We start from the raw sequence: 17,724 nt of genomic DNA on the forward strand, positions 1-17,724 counted from the left end.
ATGCGCACCGAGCGGCGTGCCCACGACGATTGCGCTGACCGAGCCTGTGGTGTCCGGGGGACGCCGCGCGTCGGCCATCTGGCCGAGGGCACGGCCTCCCCGCGATCGACTCGACTCAATCTTCGCAACCAAAGGTGTGTTCAATGTCCAGACTCCTTACAGCAGCCTCCATCCTCGTCCTCGGGGCCACCGCTACCGCCGCCAACGCCTGGTACGGCGCGCCCTACTACCCGGCGCCCATCACCCCGCAACAGCAGCAGGCGCTGGCCGAGCAGCAGCAGGCCTTCGCCGAGCGCCAGGCCCGGGCGATCGAGCAGGCGATGGAGGCACAGCGCCGCTTCATGGAGCAACAGGCAGGCGCCTTCGCCATGCCGCAGCAGCCCCCGGGCTTCGCCGACATGCCCGCACCGCCGGCGATGCCCGCCTTCGGCGAATACCCGGAGATGCCCGAAATGCCTGGCATGCCGGAGATGCCTGGCATGCCCGAGATCCCCGGCATGGCTGACCTGCCCGAGCCGCCGGCCTTCGATCAGTACCCGACCCCGCCGGCCTACGGCCAGCGCCCCGAGATGCCCGCGCGCGACGCCGACATCGAGGCCCGTCGTCAGGCGATCGAGACCTACCGCACCAAGGTGCGCGAGGCGATGGAGGCACGCCGCGCCGCGATCCAGGCGATGATGCCCGCCTATCCCCAGCGCGCATCGATGTATCCGGCCGCCCCCGCAGCGAACGCCCAGGCGGCACAGGGCGCTCCGTCCGAGGACTGACCGCCGCTCGCCCCGGCCGCGCCCCGGCGCGGCCGGGGTTCGGCGCCCACGGATTGCCCGGCTGGAACTAAAGCCCGAGCGCCTGCCCTACTCCCCCCCCTGGGCGAAATAGCGCGCCAGGAAGTCGTCGAAGCTCTCCTCCTCACTCTCCTCGAGCGCGCGCTGCTGCTGGTGCGAGTCGTGCGCCAAGCGCTCGAACAGCGCCTGGTGCGCAGCACTCGGACGCCGCTGCTGAAAATACGCGCGATGCGCGTTCGACATCCGCTGGGCGAAGGCGAAGAAACCCTCGCCGTGGGCGCGCATCTCGGCGAGCACCCGCGCCGAGGGTGTGACATCAGCATCAGCCACCTTGTCGCGCTGAGCCCGCAGACTCGCTGCGCGCGGCCCGTCCTCGCCGCCGTCGAGCAACACCGCGAGTGCGGCGAAGCGATCGAGCAGCTCCTCGGCCCAGTCGCGCAGTCGTGTCTCGCGCCCGGCGCGCACCAGCGTCAGTCCCGGCTCACGCCCGCGGTGCGCGGTGAGCACCAGGTTGGTGTCGATCGCGCGGCGCTCGGCGGCATCGATCAGCGGGCTCTCGGCGAGCACGCAGTGGAGCATCAGCAACTCCATGAAATGGAGCTGGGCGACGCTCGCCCCGGTCGGCTCGAACACATCGATGTCGGGCGAACGCAGCTCGACATAGCGGATGCCGCGACGGGCGAGCGCCAGGGTCGGGCGTTCCATCCACTCGGTGAGCTGCTTGGGACGCACCGTGCTGTAGTACTCGTTCTCGATCTGCAGCACGTTGGCGTTGAGCTGCTCGTAGCGATCGCCGACCTTGACGCCGATGCGCTGATACTCGGGACAGGGGGTCTCGATCGCCCAGGTGAGGGTGCGCACATAGTCGGCGAGGCTGTCGTAGCTCGCCTTGATACCGGTGCCCTCTTCCTGCTGGTTCTGATAGCCGATATCGCCCATGCGCAGCGAGGTGGCATGGGGGTAGTAGAGGGTGGTGTCGTCGAAGTACTCGAGGTCGGTCTCCTGCCCCTGCACGAAGCTCGCGCAGATCGCCGGCGAGGCCCCGAACAGATAGGGCACCAGCCAACCGATGCGCTGCAGGTTGCGCAGCATCCCCATCTGCATGCGATCGCGAAAGGCGCGTGGATCGCCGCGCTCGCCCTCGATCGCCTGGAGCCGGTCCCAGAACGCCTCGCCGAAGGAGAAGTTGTAGTGGATCCCGGCGATCACCTGCATGGTACGCCCGTAGCGGTTGCCCAGGCCGCGCCGATAGACGGTCTTCATCCGCGCGGCGTTGGAGCAGCCGTAACGCGCCAGCGGGATGCGGCGGCCGCCCTCGAGCACACAGGGCATGCTGGTCGCCCACAGCAGTTCGTCGTCGAGATGACGATGGACATGGGCATGGAGGTCGGCGAGGAAGTCGAGCGCCTCCTCGGCGCTGGCCAGCGCCGGGGTGATCAGCTCGAGCAACGCCTCGGAAAAATCGGTGGTGATGTAGGGATGGGTGAGCGCGGCGCCGAGCGCGTCAGGATGCGCGGTAGCGGCGAGCTGGCCGCCGGCGGAGACGCGCAGCCCCTCCTTCTCCAGTCCGACGCGGTTGCCGGCGAACAGCGGGACGGTGGCACCGGCGAGTCGCTCGACACGGCGCGCGTAGATCGATCGGGGGTCGTTCAAAGGGGTGTCCTTGAGTCTTGCGGGGGAATCGGCCGGACGCCGCCGGCGTCCGGCCAGGAGGCGCGACGTCAGTTGGTCATCGCCGCGCGCGGCTGGGCATGACGACCGAGCAGGATGCCATCGGCGAGGATGCGCGCGGCCTCCTCGACCTGGATGCGCGAGATCGCCTCGCGCTGGGTCTCGAGCGCGTCCTCGTCGATCGGGTCGGCGTCCTCGTCGACCGGGGTGATGCCCTGGGCGCGCAGGAAACGGTCCTGATGAGCCTTGAAGGCCGACTCCAGCCGTTCGTCCTCGGCGCGCCGTTGGGCCTCGTTGAGCGAGACCTGGGTGCGCTCCTCCATCTCGCGCAGCAGCTTGCCGCGTTCGGTGAGCATGCGGAAGCCGAGGTCGTCGGCGATGCGCGCCTGCGACTGGCGCACCAGGGTCTCGACCCCGTCGGCCATGTCGAGATAGCGATAGTCGGCCGGTGAGATCCGCGTCCACGGCAGCGGGTTGTCGAGCGCGCGCTCGCCGTGGTCGATGACGGTATCGGCGGTGGGGAAGCGGATGTCGGGCTCGACCCCGCGCAGCTGGGTACTGCCACCGCTGATGCGGAAGAATTCGGCCATGGTCAGGCGCAGTCGACCGAGATCGGTCTGCTCGCCGGGGACATAACGGTTGAGATCGATCAGGGTCTGCACCGTACCCTTGCCGAAGGTCGGCTCGCCGATCACCCAGCCACGCCCGTAGTCCTGGATGGCCGCGGCGAAGATCTCCGAGGCCGAGGCGCTGTCGCGATCGACCAGCACCGCCAGGGGACCGGTATAGAGCACCCCGGACTCGGGGTCGGACTCGACCTCGACGCGACCGAAGGCGTCCTTGACCTGCACCACCGGCCCGGTGTCGATGAACAGTCCGGTGAGTGCGGTGGCCTCGGCCAGCGAGCCGCCGCCGTTGGTGCGCAGATCGATTAGCAAGCCGCTGACGCCCTGCATCACCAGATCGTCGATCAGTGCGCGCACATCGCGAGTGGTGCTGCGGAAATCGCGCCGCCCCTCGCCCTCGGCCTGGAAGTCGCGATAGAAGGCGGGGATCTCGATCACCCCGACGCGCACCCCAGGGGTGGCCTCGAGATCGTCGATGACATAGCTCTTGGCCGCCTGGTCCTCGAGCTTGATCTCGTTGCGCACCAGCGCGACCTCGCGCGCCCGCGCGCTCACCCCGGCGCCCTTGGAGAGCAGCTGCAGCCGCACCACCGAGCCCTTGGGACCGCGGATCTTCTCCACCACGTCCTCGAGACGCCAGCCGACGACGTCCTCGAAGGGACCGTCGAGTCCCTGGCCGACACCGACGATCTGATCGCCGGTGTGCACCTGCCCCGACTCGCGCGCCGGGCCGCCGGGCACCGTGCTCTGCACCACGGTGTACTCGTTGTCGGCGCGCAGCACCGCGCCGATGCCCTCGAGCGAGAGCTTCATGCTGATGTCGAAGTTCTCCGAGGTGCTCGGCGACATGTAGCTGGTGTGCGGCTCCAGCGCCAGGGTGTAGGCGTTCATGAAGGCCTGGAAGACGTCGTCGCGGTCGAACTGCTCGATGCGTCGCGCCAGCCCCTCGTAGCGCTTGCGCAGGCGTTCGCGGATATCGGCGTCGTCGCGATCGGCCAGGCGCAGCACCAGGAAGTCGTTCTTCACCCGCTTGCGCCAGCGCTCGTCGAGCGCGGCGCCGTCCTCGGCCCAGGCGTCCTCGGCCGGTTCGAGGTCGTAGTGTTCGTCGCGGGTGAAATCGAAGTCGCCCTGCAGCAGTCGCAGCGCGTAGTCGACACGATCGTCGACACGCATGCGATAGAGGCGGAAGACGTCGAAGGCGGTGTCGAGTTCACCCCGGCGCAGCCGCTCGTCGAGTCGACGGCCGCCGTCCTCGAAGCGACGCACATCGCGGGCGAGGAAGAACGACTTGCTCGGATCGAGCGCGTCGAGATAGTTCGCCAGCACCGCCTGGGCGAAGGCCGGATCGAGCGAGAGCTTGCGGTAGTGGTAACGCTCGAGCACCTTGTTGATGACCACCGCCGACTTGGTCTGCTCGGGGACCGGATAGAGGTCGGCGAGCGCCACCGGTCGCGGCGAGGCGACGGCCAGCCCCGCGGTCAGCAGCAAGGCGATGAGGAAGGGATACCGGAGGGGACGCGGTCTCATGAGCGGTACTCGTGTTCGGACCCCCGCGTGGCGGGGGCTGACGGTTGGCGGAGGGGTGGCGCGAGCGCGACGACGAGAGCCGCGCGGACAGCTCTCGACACCCCGTCCCATGGGGTCGAATTAAGGCCGATTATCGAGGGCTTCAACGCGCCGGCGCAACGCCGCCGCCAGCGCGCCCCCGTGATCGTCACCGACGCGCTCAGGCCGCCGGCTTGGATTTCTTCTTCTTGGCGTAGGTCTTGCGCTGGTACAGATCGGTGCGTCGGCTCACCACCCGGTCGACGAACAGCATGCCGTCGAGATGGTCGATCTCGTGCTGCACCGCGCGCGCCTCGTAGCCCTCCATCTCGTACTCGTGGACCGCGCCCTCGGGGTCCTGGGCACGCAGCCGGATCTGGGTGGCGCGGATCACGTTGCCGGTGTAGTCGGGTACCGACAGACAGCCCTCGCGGCCCATCTCGTAGCCTTCCCAGTGGACGATCTCGGGGTTGATCAGCACCAGGTTGCCGTGATTCGGGGTCTTGGGTCGCGACGAGCAGTCGACAATCACGATGCGTTCGAAGCGCCCCACCTGGGGCGCGGCGATGCCGACGGCGGCGGGGCCGTCCTGGCGGGTCTCCTCGAGATCGGCGACGAAGTCGCGCAGCGCGGCGTCGAAGTGCTCGACCGGGGTCGAGGCCTGCTTGAGCCGCGGGTCCGGGAGTTTCAGTATGTCGAGTATCGCCATCGTTCAGCCGATCATCAGGTCGATGGCGGCGACGTCGACCGAGACGCCGCGCGCATCCAGTCCGGCGAGCGCCTCGACCAGCACCTCCACGGGCCGCTCGCTGTGACCCTGGATGTTCATGATGTAGAGCGGGCTGGCGCTGTCGCCGGCGACGTCCGACTCCAGCTCGAGGATGTGGAAGCCCTCGGCGGCCAACGCCTCGGTGACGTCGGCGACGATGCCGGTGCGATCGGCCCCGCTCACCCGCACCTGGACGTTGGGCAGCAGGTGCTGGTGCAGCTCGCCGTTGACGGTATCGATGTGCAGGCGCAGCCCGAGTTCATCGGCCACCGGCGCGAGCGCCGCGCGCAGCGCTGACTCGGGCTGCTCGGTGGCGACCATCATCATGATGGTGAAGTTGCCGCCGAGACGCAGCATCGAGGCCTCGCCGAGGTTGCAACCGACACCGCAGAGCGCGCGGGTGACGCGCGAGACGATCCCGGGGCGGTCGGCACCGACCAGGGTCAGCATCATCCAATCAGACATGTTCAGGGTCTCCAGTGGGCGCGGCGGCGGTCGGATCGAGCCAGATCAGGCTCGCCTGCCGACCGGTGACACCGTCGCGCCGGTAAGAAAAGAATCGTTGGGGATCGATATGGGTGCACAGATCGCCGCCGTAAACCGCCGTGACTCCGGCGCCCACCAATCGTTGACGGGCAAGCACGAACAGGTCGGCCAACCAGCGGTCGTCGCGTCCCCGGCGGAAGGCCGTCGCGGCGGCCGGATCGAGGTCGACGAAGCGCTCGCGTACCTCGGGGCCGACCTCGAAGGCGTCCGGGCCGATCGCCGGTCCCAGCCAGGCGAGCAGCCGTGCCGGCGCAATCGCCAGCGTCGCGACCGCGCGCTCGATCACCCCGTCGGCCAGACCGCGCCAGCCGGCATGCACCGCCGCCACCCGGGTGCCCTCACGATCGCACAGCAACAGCGGCAGACAGTCGGCGGTGAGCACCGCGCAGACTCGTCCCGGGCGCAGGCTCACCGCCGCATCGGCCCGGCAGCCGGGTGCGGCGGTGTCGTCGGCGACGACACAGCCGTGGACCTGTTCGAGCCACAGCGGCTCCTCGGGCAACCCGGCCTGGGCGCGCAACAGGGCGCGGTTGCGCGCCACCCGCGCCGGATCGTCACCGACATGGGTGGCGAGATTGAGTCCGGCGTAGGGGGCTTCGCTGAGGCCACCGGCGCGGGTGGTCGAGAGCGCGCGCACCCGCGCCGGGGCGGGCCAGTCAGGCCGGATCGGCGTCATCCCCGCCCTCCTCGCGCAGCTGCGCGAGCAGCGCCTCCAGATCAGCGGCCATCGCCACCTCCCAGTGCAGCTCGCGCCCGTCCTCGGGGTGGCGCAACCCGAGCCGGATGGCGTGCAACGCCTGGCGCGGGAAGCGCTGCAGCGCCCCGCGCAGCGCCTCGCTGCAGCCGCGCGGCGGGCGTGGACGACCGCCATAGAGACGGTCGCCGACCAGGGGATAACGCAGATGCGACATGTGCACGCGGATCTGGTGGGTGCGCCCGGTCTCGAGTTCGACGGCGAGCAGGGTGTGGCCGGGGAAGCGTTCGAGCACCCGGTAGTGGCTCACCGCCGGGCGCCCGCCGGCGACCACCGCCATGCGCGTACGCTGGGTGGGGTGGCGCCCCACCGGGGCCTCGACCCGAGCGCCGGCGACACACTCGCCGATCACCAGGGCGCGATATTCGCGATGGACCTCGCGCAGCCGCAGCTGCTCGACCAGCGAGCGGTGGGCGGCGAGCGTCTTGGCCACCACCAACAGCCCCGAGGTGTCCTTGTCGAGACGGTGGACGATCCCGGCGCGTGGCAACGCCGCCAGCCCCGGGTCGTGGTGGAGCAGCGCGTTCTGCAGGGTGCCGTCGGGGTTGCCGGCGGCCGGGTGCACCACCAGCCCGGCGGGCTTGTTGACCACCAGCAGGGCGTCGTCCTCGTGGACGATGTCGAGCGCGATCGGCTGCGCCACACAGCGCTCGTCGAGCGCCAGGGTGGCGGCGAGCCGGATGCGCTCGCCGCCCCAGACCTTGTCGCGCGGACGCCGGCGCTGGTCGTCGACCACGAGTTCGCCGGACTCGATCCATTGCTGCAGGCGGCTGCGCGAGAACTCCGGCAACAGCTCCGCGAGCACCTGGTCGAGACGGCGTCCGGCGTGGTCGGCCTCGAGCACCAGGTCACGCTCGATGCGTTGGTGTGCGACTCCGCCGTTCATGTGCGCACCGCCCGAGATCGGGGACGGCAAAGGGGGGCGCTGGCGCGAACGCCTTCGCGTATACTGGGATGATTTTCGAACAGGTATTCCACGGACATGCCAAGAACGTTAACACGACTTCCCGCGCTGCTGCTCGTCGCGCTGCTCACCGGCTGCGGCGTGTTCGGCGAGGAGATCGACCAGACCGCGAACTGGGGTGCGTCCAAGCTCTACGCCGAGGCCGCCGCCGAACTCGACGCGGGCAACTATACACGGGCGATCGAATACTACGAAAAACTCGAGGCGCGCTACCCGTTCGGGCGCTACGCCATGCAGGCCCAGCTCGATGCGGCCTACGCCAACTATCGCGCCGACGAGCCGGAAGCGGCGCTGGCCGCGGCCGATCGCTTCATCAAGCTCTATCCGCAGAACCCTTTCGTCGACTATGCCTACTATCTCAAGGGCATCGTCAACTACAACCGCAGCGTCGGCTTCCTCGATCGCTATATCCCCACCGATCCGTCGCAGCGCGATCCCGGCTCGGCGCTCGACGCCTTCGAGGACTTCGCCATCCTCGTCGAGCGCTTCCCGCAGAGCCGCTACGCCGCCGATGCCCGTCAGCGCATGCTCTATCTGCGCAACAACCTCGCCAAGCACGAGGTCAATGTCGCGCGCTACTACATGAAGCGGGGGGCCTATCTGGCGGCGGCCAACCGCGCCGAATACGTCATCCAGCGCTTCCAGCGCACCAGCGCGGTGGAGGGCGCCCTGGAGGTGATGGTCGACGCCTACGAGGCGCTCGGCAAGGAGGCACTGGCCGCCGACGCGCGTCGGGTGCTCGAGATCAACCGCGAGGCCGGGCGCTTCATCGACGACACGCCCAAGCCCGATGAGATCAGTCTCGCGCGCAAGGTCTGGGACTATCTCAGTCTCGACGAGAACTGAGCCCGCGCCCCTCGGAGCACCTGCTCCCCCACGCAGCGTCAGCGATCGGCCGTAATCCCCGACGATGCGTGGGGCGACGGGCGCCCCTCGGCAAACCGGCTAGATCGCCGCTTCGTCCTCCTCGCCGGTACGGATGCGTACCACCCGCTGGACGTCGGAGACGAAGATCTTGCCGTCGCCGATCTTGCCGGTGCGCGCGGCGGTCATGATGGCGTTGATGCAATCCTCGACCTGATCGTCGCCGACGATCAGGTCGATCTTCACCTTGGGCAGGAAATCGACCACGTACTCGGCGCCACGATAGAGTTCGGTATGTCCCTTCTGACGCCCGAAGCCCTTGACCTCGGTGGCGGTCATGCCGGTGATGCCGGCCGCCGACAGCGCCTCACGGACGTCGTCGAGCTTGAAGGGCTTGATGATCGCTTCGACCTTTTTCATGCAATCTCTCCAGAGTTTGGATCACGGCCTGGCCGTGAGTATACGTTTGCGTCCGGGCAAAAGACAGCGAGCCCCGGGCGCGGCGCGGGGCTCGCAGGCGTTCGCATCGGGGTTCAGAAACCGCTGGTGATGGGATAGCGCCGATCGCGACCGAAGGCGCGCGCGGAGATGCGCACCCCGGGCGGGGCCTGACGGCGCTTGTACTCGCTGCGATCGACCAGGCGCGCGACGCGCTCGACCTCCTCGCGCGCGTACCCGGCGGCAACGATCGCCGCGACGCCCTCGTCGCACTCGATATAGCGGCGCAGGATCTCGTCGAGCCGGTCGTAGGGCGGCAGGCTGTCCTGATCGGTCTGATCCGGGCGCAACTCGGCCGAGGGCGCGCGGGTGATCACCCGCTCCGGGATCACCTCGACCTCGCGGTTGCGATAGCGGGCGAGACGATAGACGAGCTGCTTGGGCACGTCCTTGATCGGCGCGAAACCACCGGCCATGTCGCCATAGAGGGTGGCGTAGCCGACCGCCATCTCGCTCTTGTTGCCGGTGGTGAGAAGGATCGCCCCGCGCTTGTTGCTGATCGCCATCAGCAGCACGCCGCGACAGCGCGCCTGGATGTTTTCCTCGGTGACATCGGCGGGGGCACCGGCGAAGACCGGCTCGAGCATCCCGAGAAAGGTGTCGAAGGCCGGACCGATGGGGATCTGGTGCGTCCGCACCCCGAGTCGACGCGCCTCCTCGAAGGCGTCCTCGTTGCTGATCTCGGCGGTATAGCGCGAGGGCATCAGCACCGCCTCGACCCGATCGGCGCCGAGCGCATCGACCGCGATCGCCAGGGTCAGTGCCGAATCGATCCCGCCCGAGAGCCCGAGCACCGCCCCCTTGAAGCCGTTCTTGCGCACATAATCGCGCACCCCCAGCACCAGCGCGCGGTAGATCGCCGCCTCGCCCTCGAGCGGTTGCGGCTGGGGCTGCTCGGCACGGGCCGGACCGGGCGCGCCGCCGGCATCGAGCACCAGGTCGAGCGCCGCCTCGTCGAAGCAGGGCGCGCGCGCCACCAGCCTGCCCGTGGCATCGACGGCGAAGGAGGCGCCGTCGAACACCAGCTCGTCCTGACCGCCGACCAGATTGGCGTAGAGGATCGCCACCCCGTGCTCGCGCGCGCGGCGCGCCACCAGCGCCTCGCGCTCGACGCGCTTGCCGGCGTGGAAGGGCGAGGCGTTGATGTTGACCAGCAGCTCGGCGCCGGCCTCGACCGCCTGGCGGGTCGGCGCCTCCTGCCAGATGTCCTCGCACACGCTCAGGCCGATCCGCAGCCCACGGTGCTCGAACACCCCGGCCAGGGTGCCGGGCTGGAAATAGCGCTTCTCGTCGAACACGCCGTAGTTGGGCAGCGCCTGCTTGGCGTACTCGACGACCGTCTCGCCGTCGCGGATCACCCCGGCGACGTTGAACAGTCCGCCGACAGCGGTGCGCGGATAGCCGAACACCAGAGTGATACCGGTGCTCGCGGCACGGATGCGCGCCAGCGCCGCCTCGACCCGCTCGGCGCACTCCGGACGCAGCAGCAGGTCCTCGGGCGGATAGCCGGTGAGCGCCAGCTCGGGCAAGACCACCAGGTCGATGCCCTCGGCGCGGGCGCGTGCCAGCGCCGCGATCACTTGTTCGGCATTGCCGGCGATGTCGCCGACCAGTGGGTTGCACTGGACGACCCGGACCCGGCTCGTCGGTTGCGATGCGTTCATCGATTCCATCATCACGGCTTCAGATCAGCTCGGCGATCCGCGCGCCCATCAGCGCCGGTGAGCGCACCACCGCCACACCGGCGGCATCGAGCGCGGCGAACTTGCCCTCGGCAGTGCCCTGCCCGCCGGTGACGATCGCCCCGGCATGGCCCATGCGCTTGCCCGGGGGTGCGGTGACCCCGGCGATGTAGGCCACCACCGGCTTGCTCATGCGCTGCTCGATGAAACGCGCGGCGGCCTCCTCGGCACCGCCGCCGATCTCGCCGACCAGGATCACCCCCTCGGTCTCAGGATCGTTCTCGAACAGCGCCAGACAGTCGACGAAGTCGAGGCCGTGGATGGGGTCGCCGCCGATGCCGATGCAGGTGCTCTGACCGAGTCCGACCTGCGTGGTCTGCCACACCGCCTCGTAGGTGAGGGTGCCCGAGCGCGAGACGATACCGACCCGGCCGCGGCTGTGGATGTCGCCGGGCATGATACCGATCTTGCACGCCTCCGGGGTGATCACCCCGGGACAGTTGGGACCGATCAGACAGGCTCCGGTACAGGCGAGCACGGTCTTGACCCGCAGCATGTCGTGCACCGGGATACCTTCGGTGATGCACACGATCACCCGGATGCCGGCATCGGCCGCCTCGAGGATGGCGTCGGCGGCGAAGGGCGCGGGCACATAGATCATGCTCGCATCGGCGCCGGTGGCGGCCACCGCCTCGTGGACGGTGTCGAACACCGGCCGGTCGAGATGGCGCTGCCCGCCCTTGCCCGGGGTCACGCCGCCGACCAGATTGGTGCCGTAGGCGATCGCCTGCTCGCTGTGGAAGGTGCCCTGACGACCGGTGAAGCCCTGGCAGATCACCCGGGTGTCGGCATCGATCAGTACGCTCATCGCCCCTGCTCCTCGCGGGCGCCGCCCGCCAAGGCGACCACCCGGGCCGCCGCATCGTTGAGACTGCTCGCCGGCTCCAGCGCCAGCCCACTGGCGGCGAGCAGCGCCCGCCCCTGCGCGGCGTTGGTGCCCTCCAGGCGCACCACCACCGGGACGGCGACCTGGACCTCGCGCACCGCCTGCATGATGCCCTCGGCGATCAGGTCACAGCGCACGATACCGCCGAAGATGTTGACCAGCACCGCCTCGACCTTGGGGTCGGACAGGATCAGCTTGAACGCCTCGGCTACCCGCTCGGCGGTGGCGCCGCCACCGACATCGAGGAAATTGGCCGGGGCGCCACCGTGGAGCTTGACCAGATCCATGGTCGCCATCGCCAGCCCGGCACCGTTGACCATGCAGCCGATGTTGCCCTCGAGACTGATGTAGTTGAGCGCGTGAGCGCGCGCAGCGGCCTCGCGATCGTCCTCCTGCCCCGGATCGCGCAGCACGGTGATCGCGGAGTGACGATAGAGCGCGTTCTCGTCGAGTTCGATCTTGGCGTCGAGCGCGACCAACTCGCCCTCCTCGGTGACCACCAGCGGATTCATCTCGATCAGGGTGGCGTCATGGTCGATGGCCAGGGTGTAGAGCGCGGCGAGCAGCCGACCGAGCGCGGCGATCTGGTCGCGCTCGAGCCCCAGCCCGTAGCCGAGCCGACGCGCGTGATAGGGCCGCAACCCGGTGGCCGGATGGACGGCGAGACGGAGGATGCGCTCGGGGGTGGCCGCGGCCACCGCCTCGATATCGACCCCGCCGGCGGCGCTGGCCATGAACACCACCCGCTCGCTGGCGCGATCGACCAGCACCCCGAGATAGAGTTCGCGGGCGATCGCCGTCGGACGCTCGATCAGCAGGGTCTCGACCGGCAGCCCGTGCGGACCGGTCTGCGCGGTGACCAGACGGCTGCCGAGCAGCCGTTGCGCCTCGCGTGCGACCGCTTCGGGGTCGTCGCACAGCACCACCCCCCCAGCCTTGCCCCGGGCGCCGGCGTGGATCTGCGCCTTGATCACCCACCGCGTGCCGCCGAGACGCTCACAGGCGGCGCTCGCCTCCTGCACGGTCCGTGCCTCGCAGCCGTCGGGCACCGGGATTGCGCGCTCCCGCAAGAGCCGCTTCGCTTGGTATTCGTGTAGATTCATCGAAACTCGTCGTCACGCTGATGACAGAAGACGCCGCCCCCGCCCCGGGGCGCCGCGATGACAAAGGGGCGCAACCGATGGTGGCGGACGCCGCCGTGCGCGGCGCGCCATCATGCCAACCATGGTCGCAACGCGACAATTCTGGTCTAATTCCAGCGGCTTTGGCAAAACGCCGCCCGCCTCCCGACAGCATCCCGATGCCCAAGCACGCCTCGTCCCAAGCCACCGCCGCTCCCCTCGACCCGGCATCCTATCCCACCTGGGGGGCGCTGCGCTGGCTGCTGCTGATCCGGCTGCTGCTGGTCGTCGGGCTGACCCTGGTGTTCTCACCCAACGCGGTCGATCCGCTGCTCGCCCGCGCCGACACCGAGCTGGCCTGGTCGGCGCTCTTGGTCTACACCCTGCTGGTGCTGCTCAGTGGGCTGAGTCTCTACGGTCAGTGGCCAGCGCGCAAGCAGCAGGTCTATCTCGCCATCCTCGTCGACATCGTCGTCTTCACCCTGCTGATGCACGCCGCCGGCGGCGTGGCCAGCGGCCTCGGCATCCTGCTGACGGTGACGGTGGCCGCCGGGGCGCTGACCATGGAGGGGCGGCTGACACTGCTGTTCGCCGCGCTGGCCACCATCGCGGTGATCGCCCAGCAGGGCTATCAGGCGTTCCAGGGACAGGCGCCGGCCTTCACCCAGGCCGGGCTGCTCGGCATTCTCTTCTTCGCCGTGGCGCTGATCTCGCAGATGCTCTATCACCGCGCGCGCACCGCCGAAGCGCTGGCGGCGCGGCGTCAGGTCGACCTCGATGACCTCTCCAAGCTCAACGAGTTCATCATCCAGAACATGGCCACCGGCATCCTGGTGGCCGACGGCGAGCGGCGGCTGCGACTGATGAACCAGGCCACCCGCGAGCTGCTCGGCATCGCCCACGACCACCACGCCCCCGGCGTCGCCCTCGGCGCGGTCAGCACCGCACTGGCCGCCGAACTCGAACGCCTGGTCCAGCCCGGCGCGCACCGTCAGGCGGTGGTCAGCCATCACGGACGTGCGCTGCGAGTCAGCGTCAAGCTGCTCGGCGCGCACCGCGCCAGCGGCGTGATTCTCTATCTGCGCGACGATCGCGAGGCCACCGCCGAGGCACAGCGGATCAAGCTCGCCGCGCTCGGCACCCTCACCGCGAGCATCGCCCACAACATCCGCAACCCGCTGAGCGCGATCTCCCACGCCGCCGAGCTGTGCGCCGAGGCCCCGGGACTCTCGGGTGACGAGCAGCAACTGCTCGCCATCGTCCATCGCAACAGCGCGCGCATCGACGAGATCGTCAGCAGCGTGCTCGAACTCTCGCGGCGCGACCGCATGCAGCGCCAGACGCTCGAACTCTACGACTGGTTGCGCGGCTTCGTCGACGAGTTCACCGAGACCCGCCAACTCGGCCCGCGTCGGCTGCACCTGCACCTCGAACGCGACCCCGGCGCGGTCGAGGCCGACCCCAGACACCTCCACCAGATCCTCGCCAACCTGTGCGAGAACGCCCTGGTGCACGGCGCCGACGGTCCGGTGACCCTGGTGCTCGACCGCGATCACCACACCCGTCGTCCGTTGCTGGAGGTGATCGACCAGGGGCCGGGAATCGCTCCCGAGATCACCGACGCCATCTTCGACCCCTTCTTCACCACCCGCCACAGCGGCACCGGACTCGGGCTCTACATCGCCCGCGAGCTGGCCGAGAGCAACGCCATGACCCTCGCGCTGCTGCCCAACCGCCCCAGCGGCTGTCGCTTCCGCCTGCTGTTCGCGACCACGACCGACGAGGACCGGGCGGATTGAACCCAGCCGCCAGCCGCCAGCCGCCAGCCGCCAGCCGCCAGCCGCCAGCCGCCAGCCGCCAGCCGCCAGCCGCCAGCCGCCAGCGGATTGAACCGCAAAGCCGCGAAGAACGCGAAGGGAAAAGCGATCAGCTACCAGCTGTCAGCCTCCAGTGGGCGTTCTTCCTCCCGCCGTCGCCGCAAGACATCAGCCACTGCCGCCATCATGGACGCCAACCTTATCCACTGGCGGCTGGCGGCTAGCGGCCGAAAACCTTATCTCTATCTTCGCGCTCTTCGCGCCTTCGCGGTTCATCTTCGCGGTTCATCCCTTTGCGGTTCATCTCTCTGGCCGCTGAGCGCTGGCGACCGGTCGACGCTCCGCGCTATCCTTGATGCAGCGCATGCCCTACCACCGACGGACCCAGACCGACCCAATGCCGACTGACAAGGCCCAGGCGCTCGTCGTCGACGACGAGACCGATATCCTCGAACTGCTGCGGATCACCCTCGCGCGGATGGAGATCCGCGCGGTGACCGCCACCACCCTGATCGAGGCGCGTACGCGCCTCGCCGAGCAGTCCTTCGACCTCTGTCTGACCGATATGAAGCTGCCCGACGGCAGCGGCATCGAGCTGATCCGTCATATCGCCGCGCACCACCCGGAGCTGCCGGTGGCGATGATCACCGCCTACGGCAACATGGACTCGGCGATCGAGGCGATGAAGGCCGGCGCCTTCGACTTCGTCTCCAAGCCGGTGGAACTGCAGCGCCTGCGCCAGCTCGTCGGCGCCGCGCTCAAGCTCGCCCACCGCCCCGGCGGCGAGCACGGCGGCGAGCGCGTCCCCCAGTTGCTCGGCGACTCCCTGGCGATGGCGCAGATCCGCCAGCTCATCGCCAAACTCGCGCGCAGCCAGGCACCGGTGTTCGTCACCGGCGAGAGCGGCACCGGCAAGGAACTGGCCGCGCGGCTGATCCACGCCCAGGGGCCACGGCGCGACGGTCCCTTCGTCGCGCTCAACTGCGGCGCTATCCCCCACGACCTGGTCGAGAGCGAGCTGTTCGGCCACAAGAAGGGTAGTTTCACCGGCGCCAGCAGCGACAAACAGGGCCTGTTCCAGGCCGCCGAGGGCGGCACCCTGTTCCTCGACGAAGTCGCCGAGCTGCCGCTGCAGACCCAGGTCAAGCTGCTGCGCGCGATCCAGGAGAAGGCGGTGCGACCGCTTGGCACCCAGCACGAGCTGCCGGTCGACGTGCGCCTGATCAGCGCCAGCCACCGCGACCTCAACGCCGAGGTCGAGCGCGGACGCTTCCGCCAGGACCTCTTCTATCGCATCAATGTCATCGAGCTGCGCATGCCGCCGCTGCGCGAGCGACGCGGGGACATCCCCGCGCTGGCCGACTGGCTGCTCGCGCGCATCGCCGAAAAGAGCGGCGCCGACACCCCGCGTCACCTCGCCCCCGAGGCGCTGGCCGCGCTCGCCCATCACCCCTTCCCGGGCAACGTGCGCGAACTCGAGAACATCCTCGAACGCGCCACCGCGCTGTGCGAGCACAGCCTGATCGAGGTCGGCGACCTCTACCTGCCCGACCCCGCCTCGACACACCACGACACCGCGCCCGAGATCACTGCACCACCGACCGCGCCCACCGAGCCGACGCACTGGGACCATGCCGCCGCCGCGCGACGCCTGGGCATGTCACAGCGCTCGCTGCACTATCGGCTCGCCCGGCTCGGTATCGAATAAACCCCCGCCGCCCCACGGCACCACACCCGAGGACCCCGCGCTTGCCCGCCTCATCCAACCGCCCACGCGACCCCTTCGTCGACTGGGTCCGCCAGGTCACCCCCTATATCCACGCCCATCGCGGCAAGACCTTCGTCATCGCCATCGGCGGCGAGGCGCTCACCGACGCCCGCTTCCCCGACCTGGTACACGACATCGCCATGCTCCACGGGCTCGGCATCCGTCTGGTGCTGGTCCACGGCGCGCGCCCGCAGATCGAGGCGCGGCTGGCCGAGCGCGGCGCGCGGATGCGCTATGTCAACGCTCTGCGCGTCACCGACGACACCGCGCTGGCCTGCGTCAAGGAGGCCGCCGGGGTGGTGCGGGTGGAGATCGAGGCACTGCTCTCGCTGGGGCTGGCCAACTCACCGATGGCCGGGGTGCGCATCCCGGTGGTCTCGGGCAACTTCGTCACCGCGCGACCGTTCGGGGTGCTCGACGGCGTCGACTACGGCCATACCGGCACCGTACGGCGGGTCGATCGCCACACCCTGCGCGCACTGCTCGACCAAGGCGCGGTGGCGTTGATGCCACCGCTCGGCTACTCGCCCACCGGCGAGGTGTTCAACCTCAGCGCCGCCGACGTCGCCCGCAGCACCGCCGAGGCGTTGCAGGCCGACAAGCTGGTGTTCCTGCTCGAGGACGAGGAGGTGCGTACCGCGGCCCTCCCCCCGACCCTGCTCACCGGCGAGGTCGACGCCCTGCTCGACGCCGCCACGCCGCTACCCGAGGGGCTGGGCAAGTGTCTGCGCGCCAGCGCCGAGGCCTGCCGCCACGGCATCCCACGCGTCCATCTGGTCGGGCGCAGCGGCGACGGCGCGCTGCTGCGCGAGCTGTTCACCCGCGACGGCAGCGGCACCCTGGTCTCGGCCGAACCGTTCGAGGAGTTACGCGCGGCGCGCATCGACGACGTCGCCGGCATCCTCGAACTGCTGCGCCCGCTCGAGGAGCGCGGCATCCTGGTGCGGCGCTCGCGCGAGCGCCTCGAGACCGAGATCGAGCGTTTCGTGGTCGCCGAGCGCGACGGCCTGATCACCGCCTGCGCCGCGCTCTACCCCTATGCCGACGAGGCCATGGCCGAACTCGCCTGTGTCGCGGTGCACACCCAGTACCGCGCCGGCGGACGCGGCGACCGGCTGCTCGAATACATGGAGCGACTGGCGCACGCGCAGGGGATCACGCGACTGTTCGTGCTCACCACCCAGACCGCGCACTGGTTCCAGGAGCGCGGCTTCGCCCCGGCCGGGCTGGAGGCGCTTCCCATGGCCCGGCAGGCGCTTTACAATTTTCAACGCAACTCCAAGGTCTTCATCAAGCGACTCTGACCCGCTCCCTCTCGCAACGAAGTCGAACGGGAGATCCGTCTCCCTTCCCCCGATCGACCACAGA

The 17,724-nt window shown here is 69.5% G+C and carries 15 protein-coding genes; 5 read left to right on the forward strand and 10 right to left on the reverse strand.

Features of this window, described 5'->3' with window-relative positions; genetic code table 11:
* The first annotated feature begins 143 nt into the window (after positions 1 to 143).
* The gene (locus MARPU_RS10165) at positions 144 to 767 is read left to right on the forward strand and encodes a hypothetical protein (RefSeq protein WP_005224290.1); all 624 of its coding nucleotides are present in this window, start codon (positions 144 to 146) and stop codon (positions 765 to 767) included.
* An 87-nt stretch (positions 768 to 854) separates the two neighbouring features.
* Here MARPU_RS10165 and gshA read toward each other — a convergent pair whose 3' ends face one another.
* The 6 genes from gshA to rluD form a co-directional block, all read right to left on the reverse strand.
* Positions 855 to 2,438, reverse strand: coding sequence for a glutamate--cysteine ligase (gene gshA, locus MARPU_RS10170; RefSeq protein WP_005224291.1), 1,584 nt, complete (start codon positions 2,436 to 2,438; stop codon positions 855 to 857).
* A gap of 68 nt (positions 2,439 to 2,506) precedes the next feature.
* A complete protein-coding gene (locus tag MARPU_RS10175; RefSeq protein ID WP_005224292.1) occupies positions 2,507 to 4,609 on the reverse strand; it encodes a carboxy terminal-processing peptidase in 2,103 nt (700 codons plus the stop codon).
* 199 nt (positions 4,610 to 4,808) lie between these two features.
* A complete protein-coding gene (def, locus tag MARPU_RS10180) occupies positions 4,809 to 5,336 on the reverse strand; it encodes a peptide deformylase (RefSeq protein WP_005224293.1) in 528 nt (175 codons plus the stop codon).
* A 3-nt stretch (positions 5,337 to 5,339) separates the two neighbouring features.
* Complete coding sequence (locus MARPU_RS10185) at positions 5,340 to 5,861, reverse strand: glycine cleavage system protein R (protein WP_005224294.1); 522 nt, start codon at positions 5,859 to 5,861, stop codon at positions 5,340 to 5,342.
* Positions 5,854 to 6,618 (reverse strand): peptidoglycan editing factor PgeF, encoded by a 765-nt coding sequence (gene pgeF, locus MARPU_RS10190; RefSeq protein WP_005224295.1) that lies wholly within the window; start codon positions 6,616 to 6,618, stop codon positions 5,854 to 5,856. Before pgeF ends, MARPU_RS10185 begins: the two co-directional genes overlap by 8 nt.
* Positions 6,599 to 7,582, reverse strand: a complete 984-nt coding sequence (gene rluD / locus MARPU_RS10195) for a 23S rRNA pseudouridine(1911/1915/1917) synthase RluD (RefSeq protein ID WP_005224296.1) — start codon at positions 7,580 to 7,582, stop codon at positions 6,599 to 6,601. The genes pgeF and rluD overlap by 20 nt, the downstream gene beginning before the upstream one ends.
* 96 nt (positions 7,583 to 7,678) lie before the next feature.
* Between rluD and MARPU_RS10200 the strand changes: the two genes are divergently transcribed.
* Positions 7,679 to 8,506, forward strand: coding sequence for an outer membrane protein assembly factor BamD (locus tag MARPU_RS10200; protein ID WP_005224297.1), 828 nt, complete (start codon positions 7,679 to 7,681; stop codon positions 8,504 to 8,506).
* Between the two features lie 99 nt (positions 8,507 to 8,605).
* Here MARPU_RS10200 and MARPU_RS10205 read toward each other — a convergent pair whose 3' ends face one another.
* From MARPU_RS10205 to sucC, 4 genes are all read right to left on the reverse strand, one after another.
* Entirely contained in the window at positions 8,606 to 8,944 is a 339-nt protein-coding gene (locus MARPU_RS10205; RefSeq protein WP_005224298.1) for a P-II family nitrogen regulator, read from the reverse strand.
* Between the two features lie 113 nt (positions 8,945 to 9,057).
* Positions 9,058 to 10,686, reverse strand: a complete 1,629-nt coding sequence (locus MARPU_RS10210; RefSeq protein ID WP_025275271.1) for an NAD+ synthase — start codon at positions 10,684 to 10,686, stop codon at positions 9,058 to 9,060.
* A 19-nt stretch (positions 10,687 to 10,705) separates the two neighbouring features.
* Entirely contained in the window at positions 10,706 to 11,572 is an 867-nt protein-coding gene (gene sucD / locus MARPU_RS10215; RefSeq protein ID WP_005224300.1) for a succinate--CoA ligase subunit alpha, read from the reverse strand.
* Positions 11,569 to 12,753, reverse strand: coding sequence for an ADP-forming succinate--CoA ligase subunit beta (sucC, locus tag MARPU_RS10220; RefSeq protein WP_005224301.1), 1,185 nt, complete (start codon positions 12,751 to 12,753; stop codon positions 11,569 to 11,571). The genes sucD and sucC overlap by 4 nt, the downstream gene beginning before the upstream one ends.
* A gap of 197 nt (positions 12,754 to 12,950) precedes the next feature.
* On the opposite strand from sucC, the gene MARPU_RS10225 reads away from it, so the two are divergent.
* The 3 genes from MARPU_RS10225 to argA all read left to right on the forward strand — a co-directional run bounded on the left by MARPU_RS10225 (position 12,951) and on the right by argA (position 17,660).
* A complete protein-coding gene (locus tag MARPU_RS10225) occupies positions 12,951 to 14,570 on the forward strand; it encodes a sensor histidine kinase (protein WP_005224302.1) in 1,620 nt (539 codons plus the stop codon).
* 415 nt (positions 14,571 to 14,985) lie between these two features.
* Positions 14,986 to 16,296, forward strand: coding sequence for a sigma-54-dependent transcriptional regulator (locus MARPU_RS10230; protein ID WP_043763542.1), 1,311 nt, complete (start codon positions 14,986 to 14,988; stop codon positions 16,294 to 16,296).
* Positions 16,297 to 16,337: 41 nt separating this feature from the next.
* Positions 16,338 to 17,660 (forward strand): amino-acid N-acetyltransferase, encoded by a 1,323-nt coding sequence (argA, locus tag MARPU_RS10235; protein WP_005224304.1) that lies wholly within the window; start codon positions 16,338 to 16,340, stop codon positions 17,658 to 17,660.
* Positions 17,661 to 17,724 lie beyond the last annotated feature (64 nt).

This window comes from Marichromatium purpuratum 984 (assembly GCF_000224005.2).
Taxonomy (GTDB): domain Bacteria; phylum Pseudomonadota; class Gammaproteobacteria; order Chromatiales; family Chromatiaceae; genus Marichromatium; species Marichromatium purpuratum.

Coding starts and splice junctions, on each gene's coding strand:
- MARPU_RS10210 (WP_025275271.1), bottom strand. CDS start 10,686: ATGAACGCATCGCAACCGACGAGCCGGGTCCGGGTCGTCCAGTGCAAC.
- MARPU_RS10205 (WP_005224298.1), bottom strand. CDS start 8,944: ATGAAAAAGGTCGAAGCGATCATCAAGCCCTTCAAGCTCGACGACGTC.
- rluD (WP_005224296.1), bottom strand. CDS start 7,582: ATGAACGGCGGAGTCGCACACCAACGCATCGAGCGTGACCTGGTGCTC.
- pgeF (WP_005224295.1), bottom strand. CDS start 6,618: ATGACGCCGATCCGGCCTGACTGGCCCGCCCCGGCGCGGGTGCGCGCG.
- sucD (WP_005224300.1), bottom strand. CDS start 11,572: ATGAGCGTACTGATCGATGCCGACACCCGGGTGATCTGCCAGGGCTTC.
- MARPU_RS10185 (WP_005224294.1), bottom strand. CDS start 5,861: ATGTCTGATTGGATGATGCTGACCCTGGTCGGTGCCGACCGCCCCGGG.
- MARPU_RS10175 (WP_005224292.1), bottom strand. CDS start 4,609: ATGAGACCGCGTCCCCTCCGGTATCCCTTCCTCATCGCCTTGCTGCTG.
- def (WP_005224293.1), bottom strand. CDS start 5,336: ATGGCGATACTCGACATACTGAAACTCCCGGACCCGCGGCTCAAGCAG.
- MARPU_RS10225 (WP_005224302.1), top strand. CDS start 12,951: ATGCCCAAGCACGCCTCGTCCCAAGCCACCGCCGCTCCCCTCGACCCG.
- sucC (WP_005224301.1), bottom strand. CDS start 12,753: ATGAATCTACACGAATACCAAGCGAAGCGGCTCTTGCGGGAGCGCGCA.
- MARPU_RS10165 (WP_005224290.1), top strand. CDS start 144: ATGTCCAGACTCCTTACAGCAGCCTCCATCCTCGTCCTCGGGGCCACC.
- MARPU_RS10230 (WP_043763542.1), top strand. CDS start 14,986: ATGCCGACTGACAAGGCCCAGGCGCTCGTCGTCGACGACGAGACCGAT.
- MARPU_RS10200 (WP_005224297.1), top strand. CDS start 7,679: ATGCCAAGAACGTTAACACGACTTCCCGCGCTGCTGCTCGTCGCGCTG.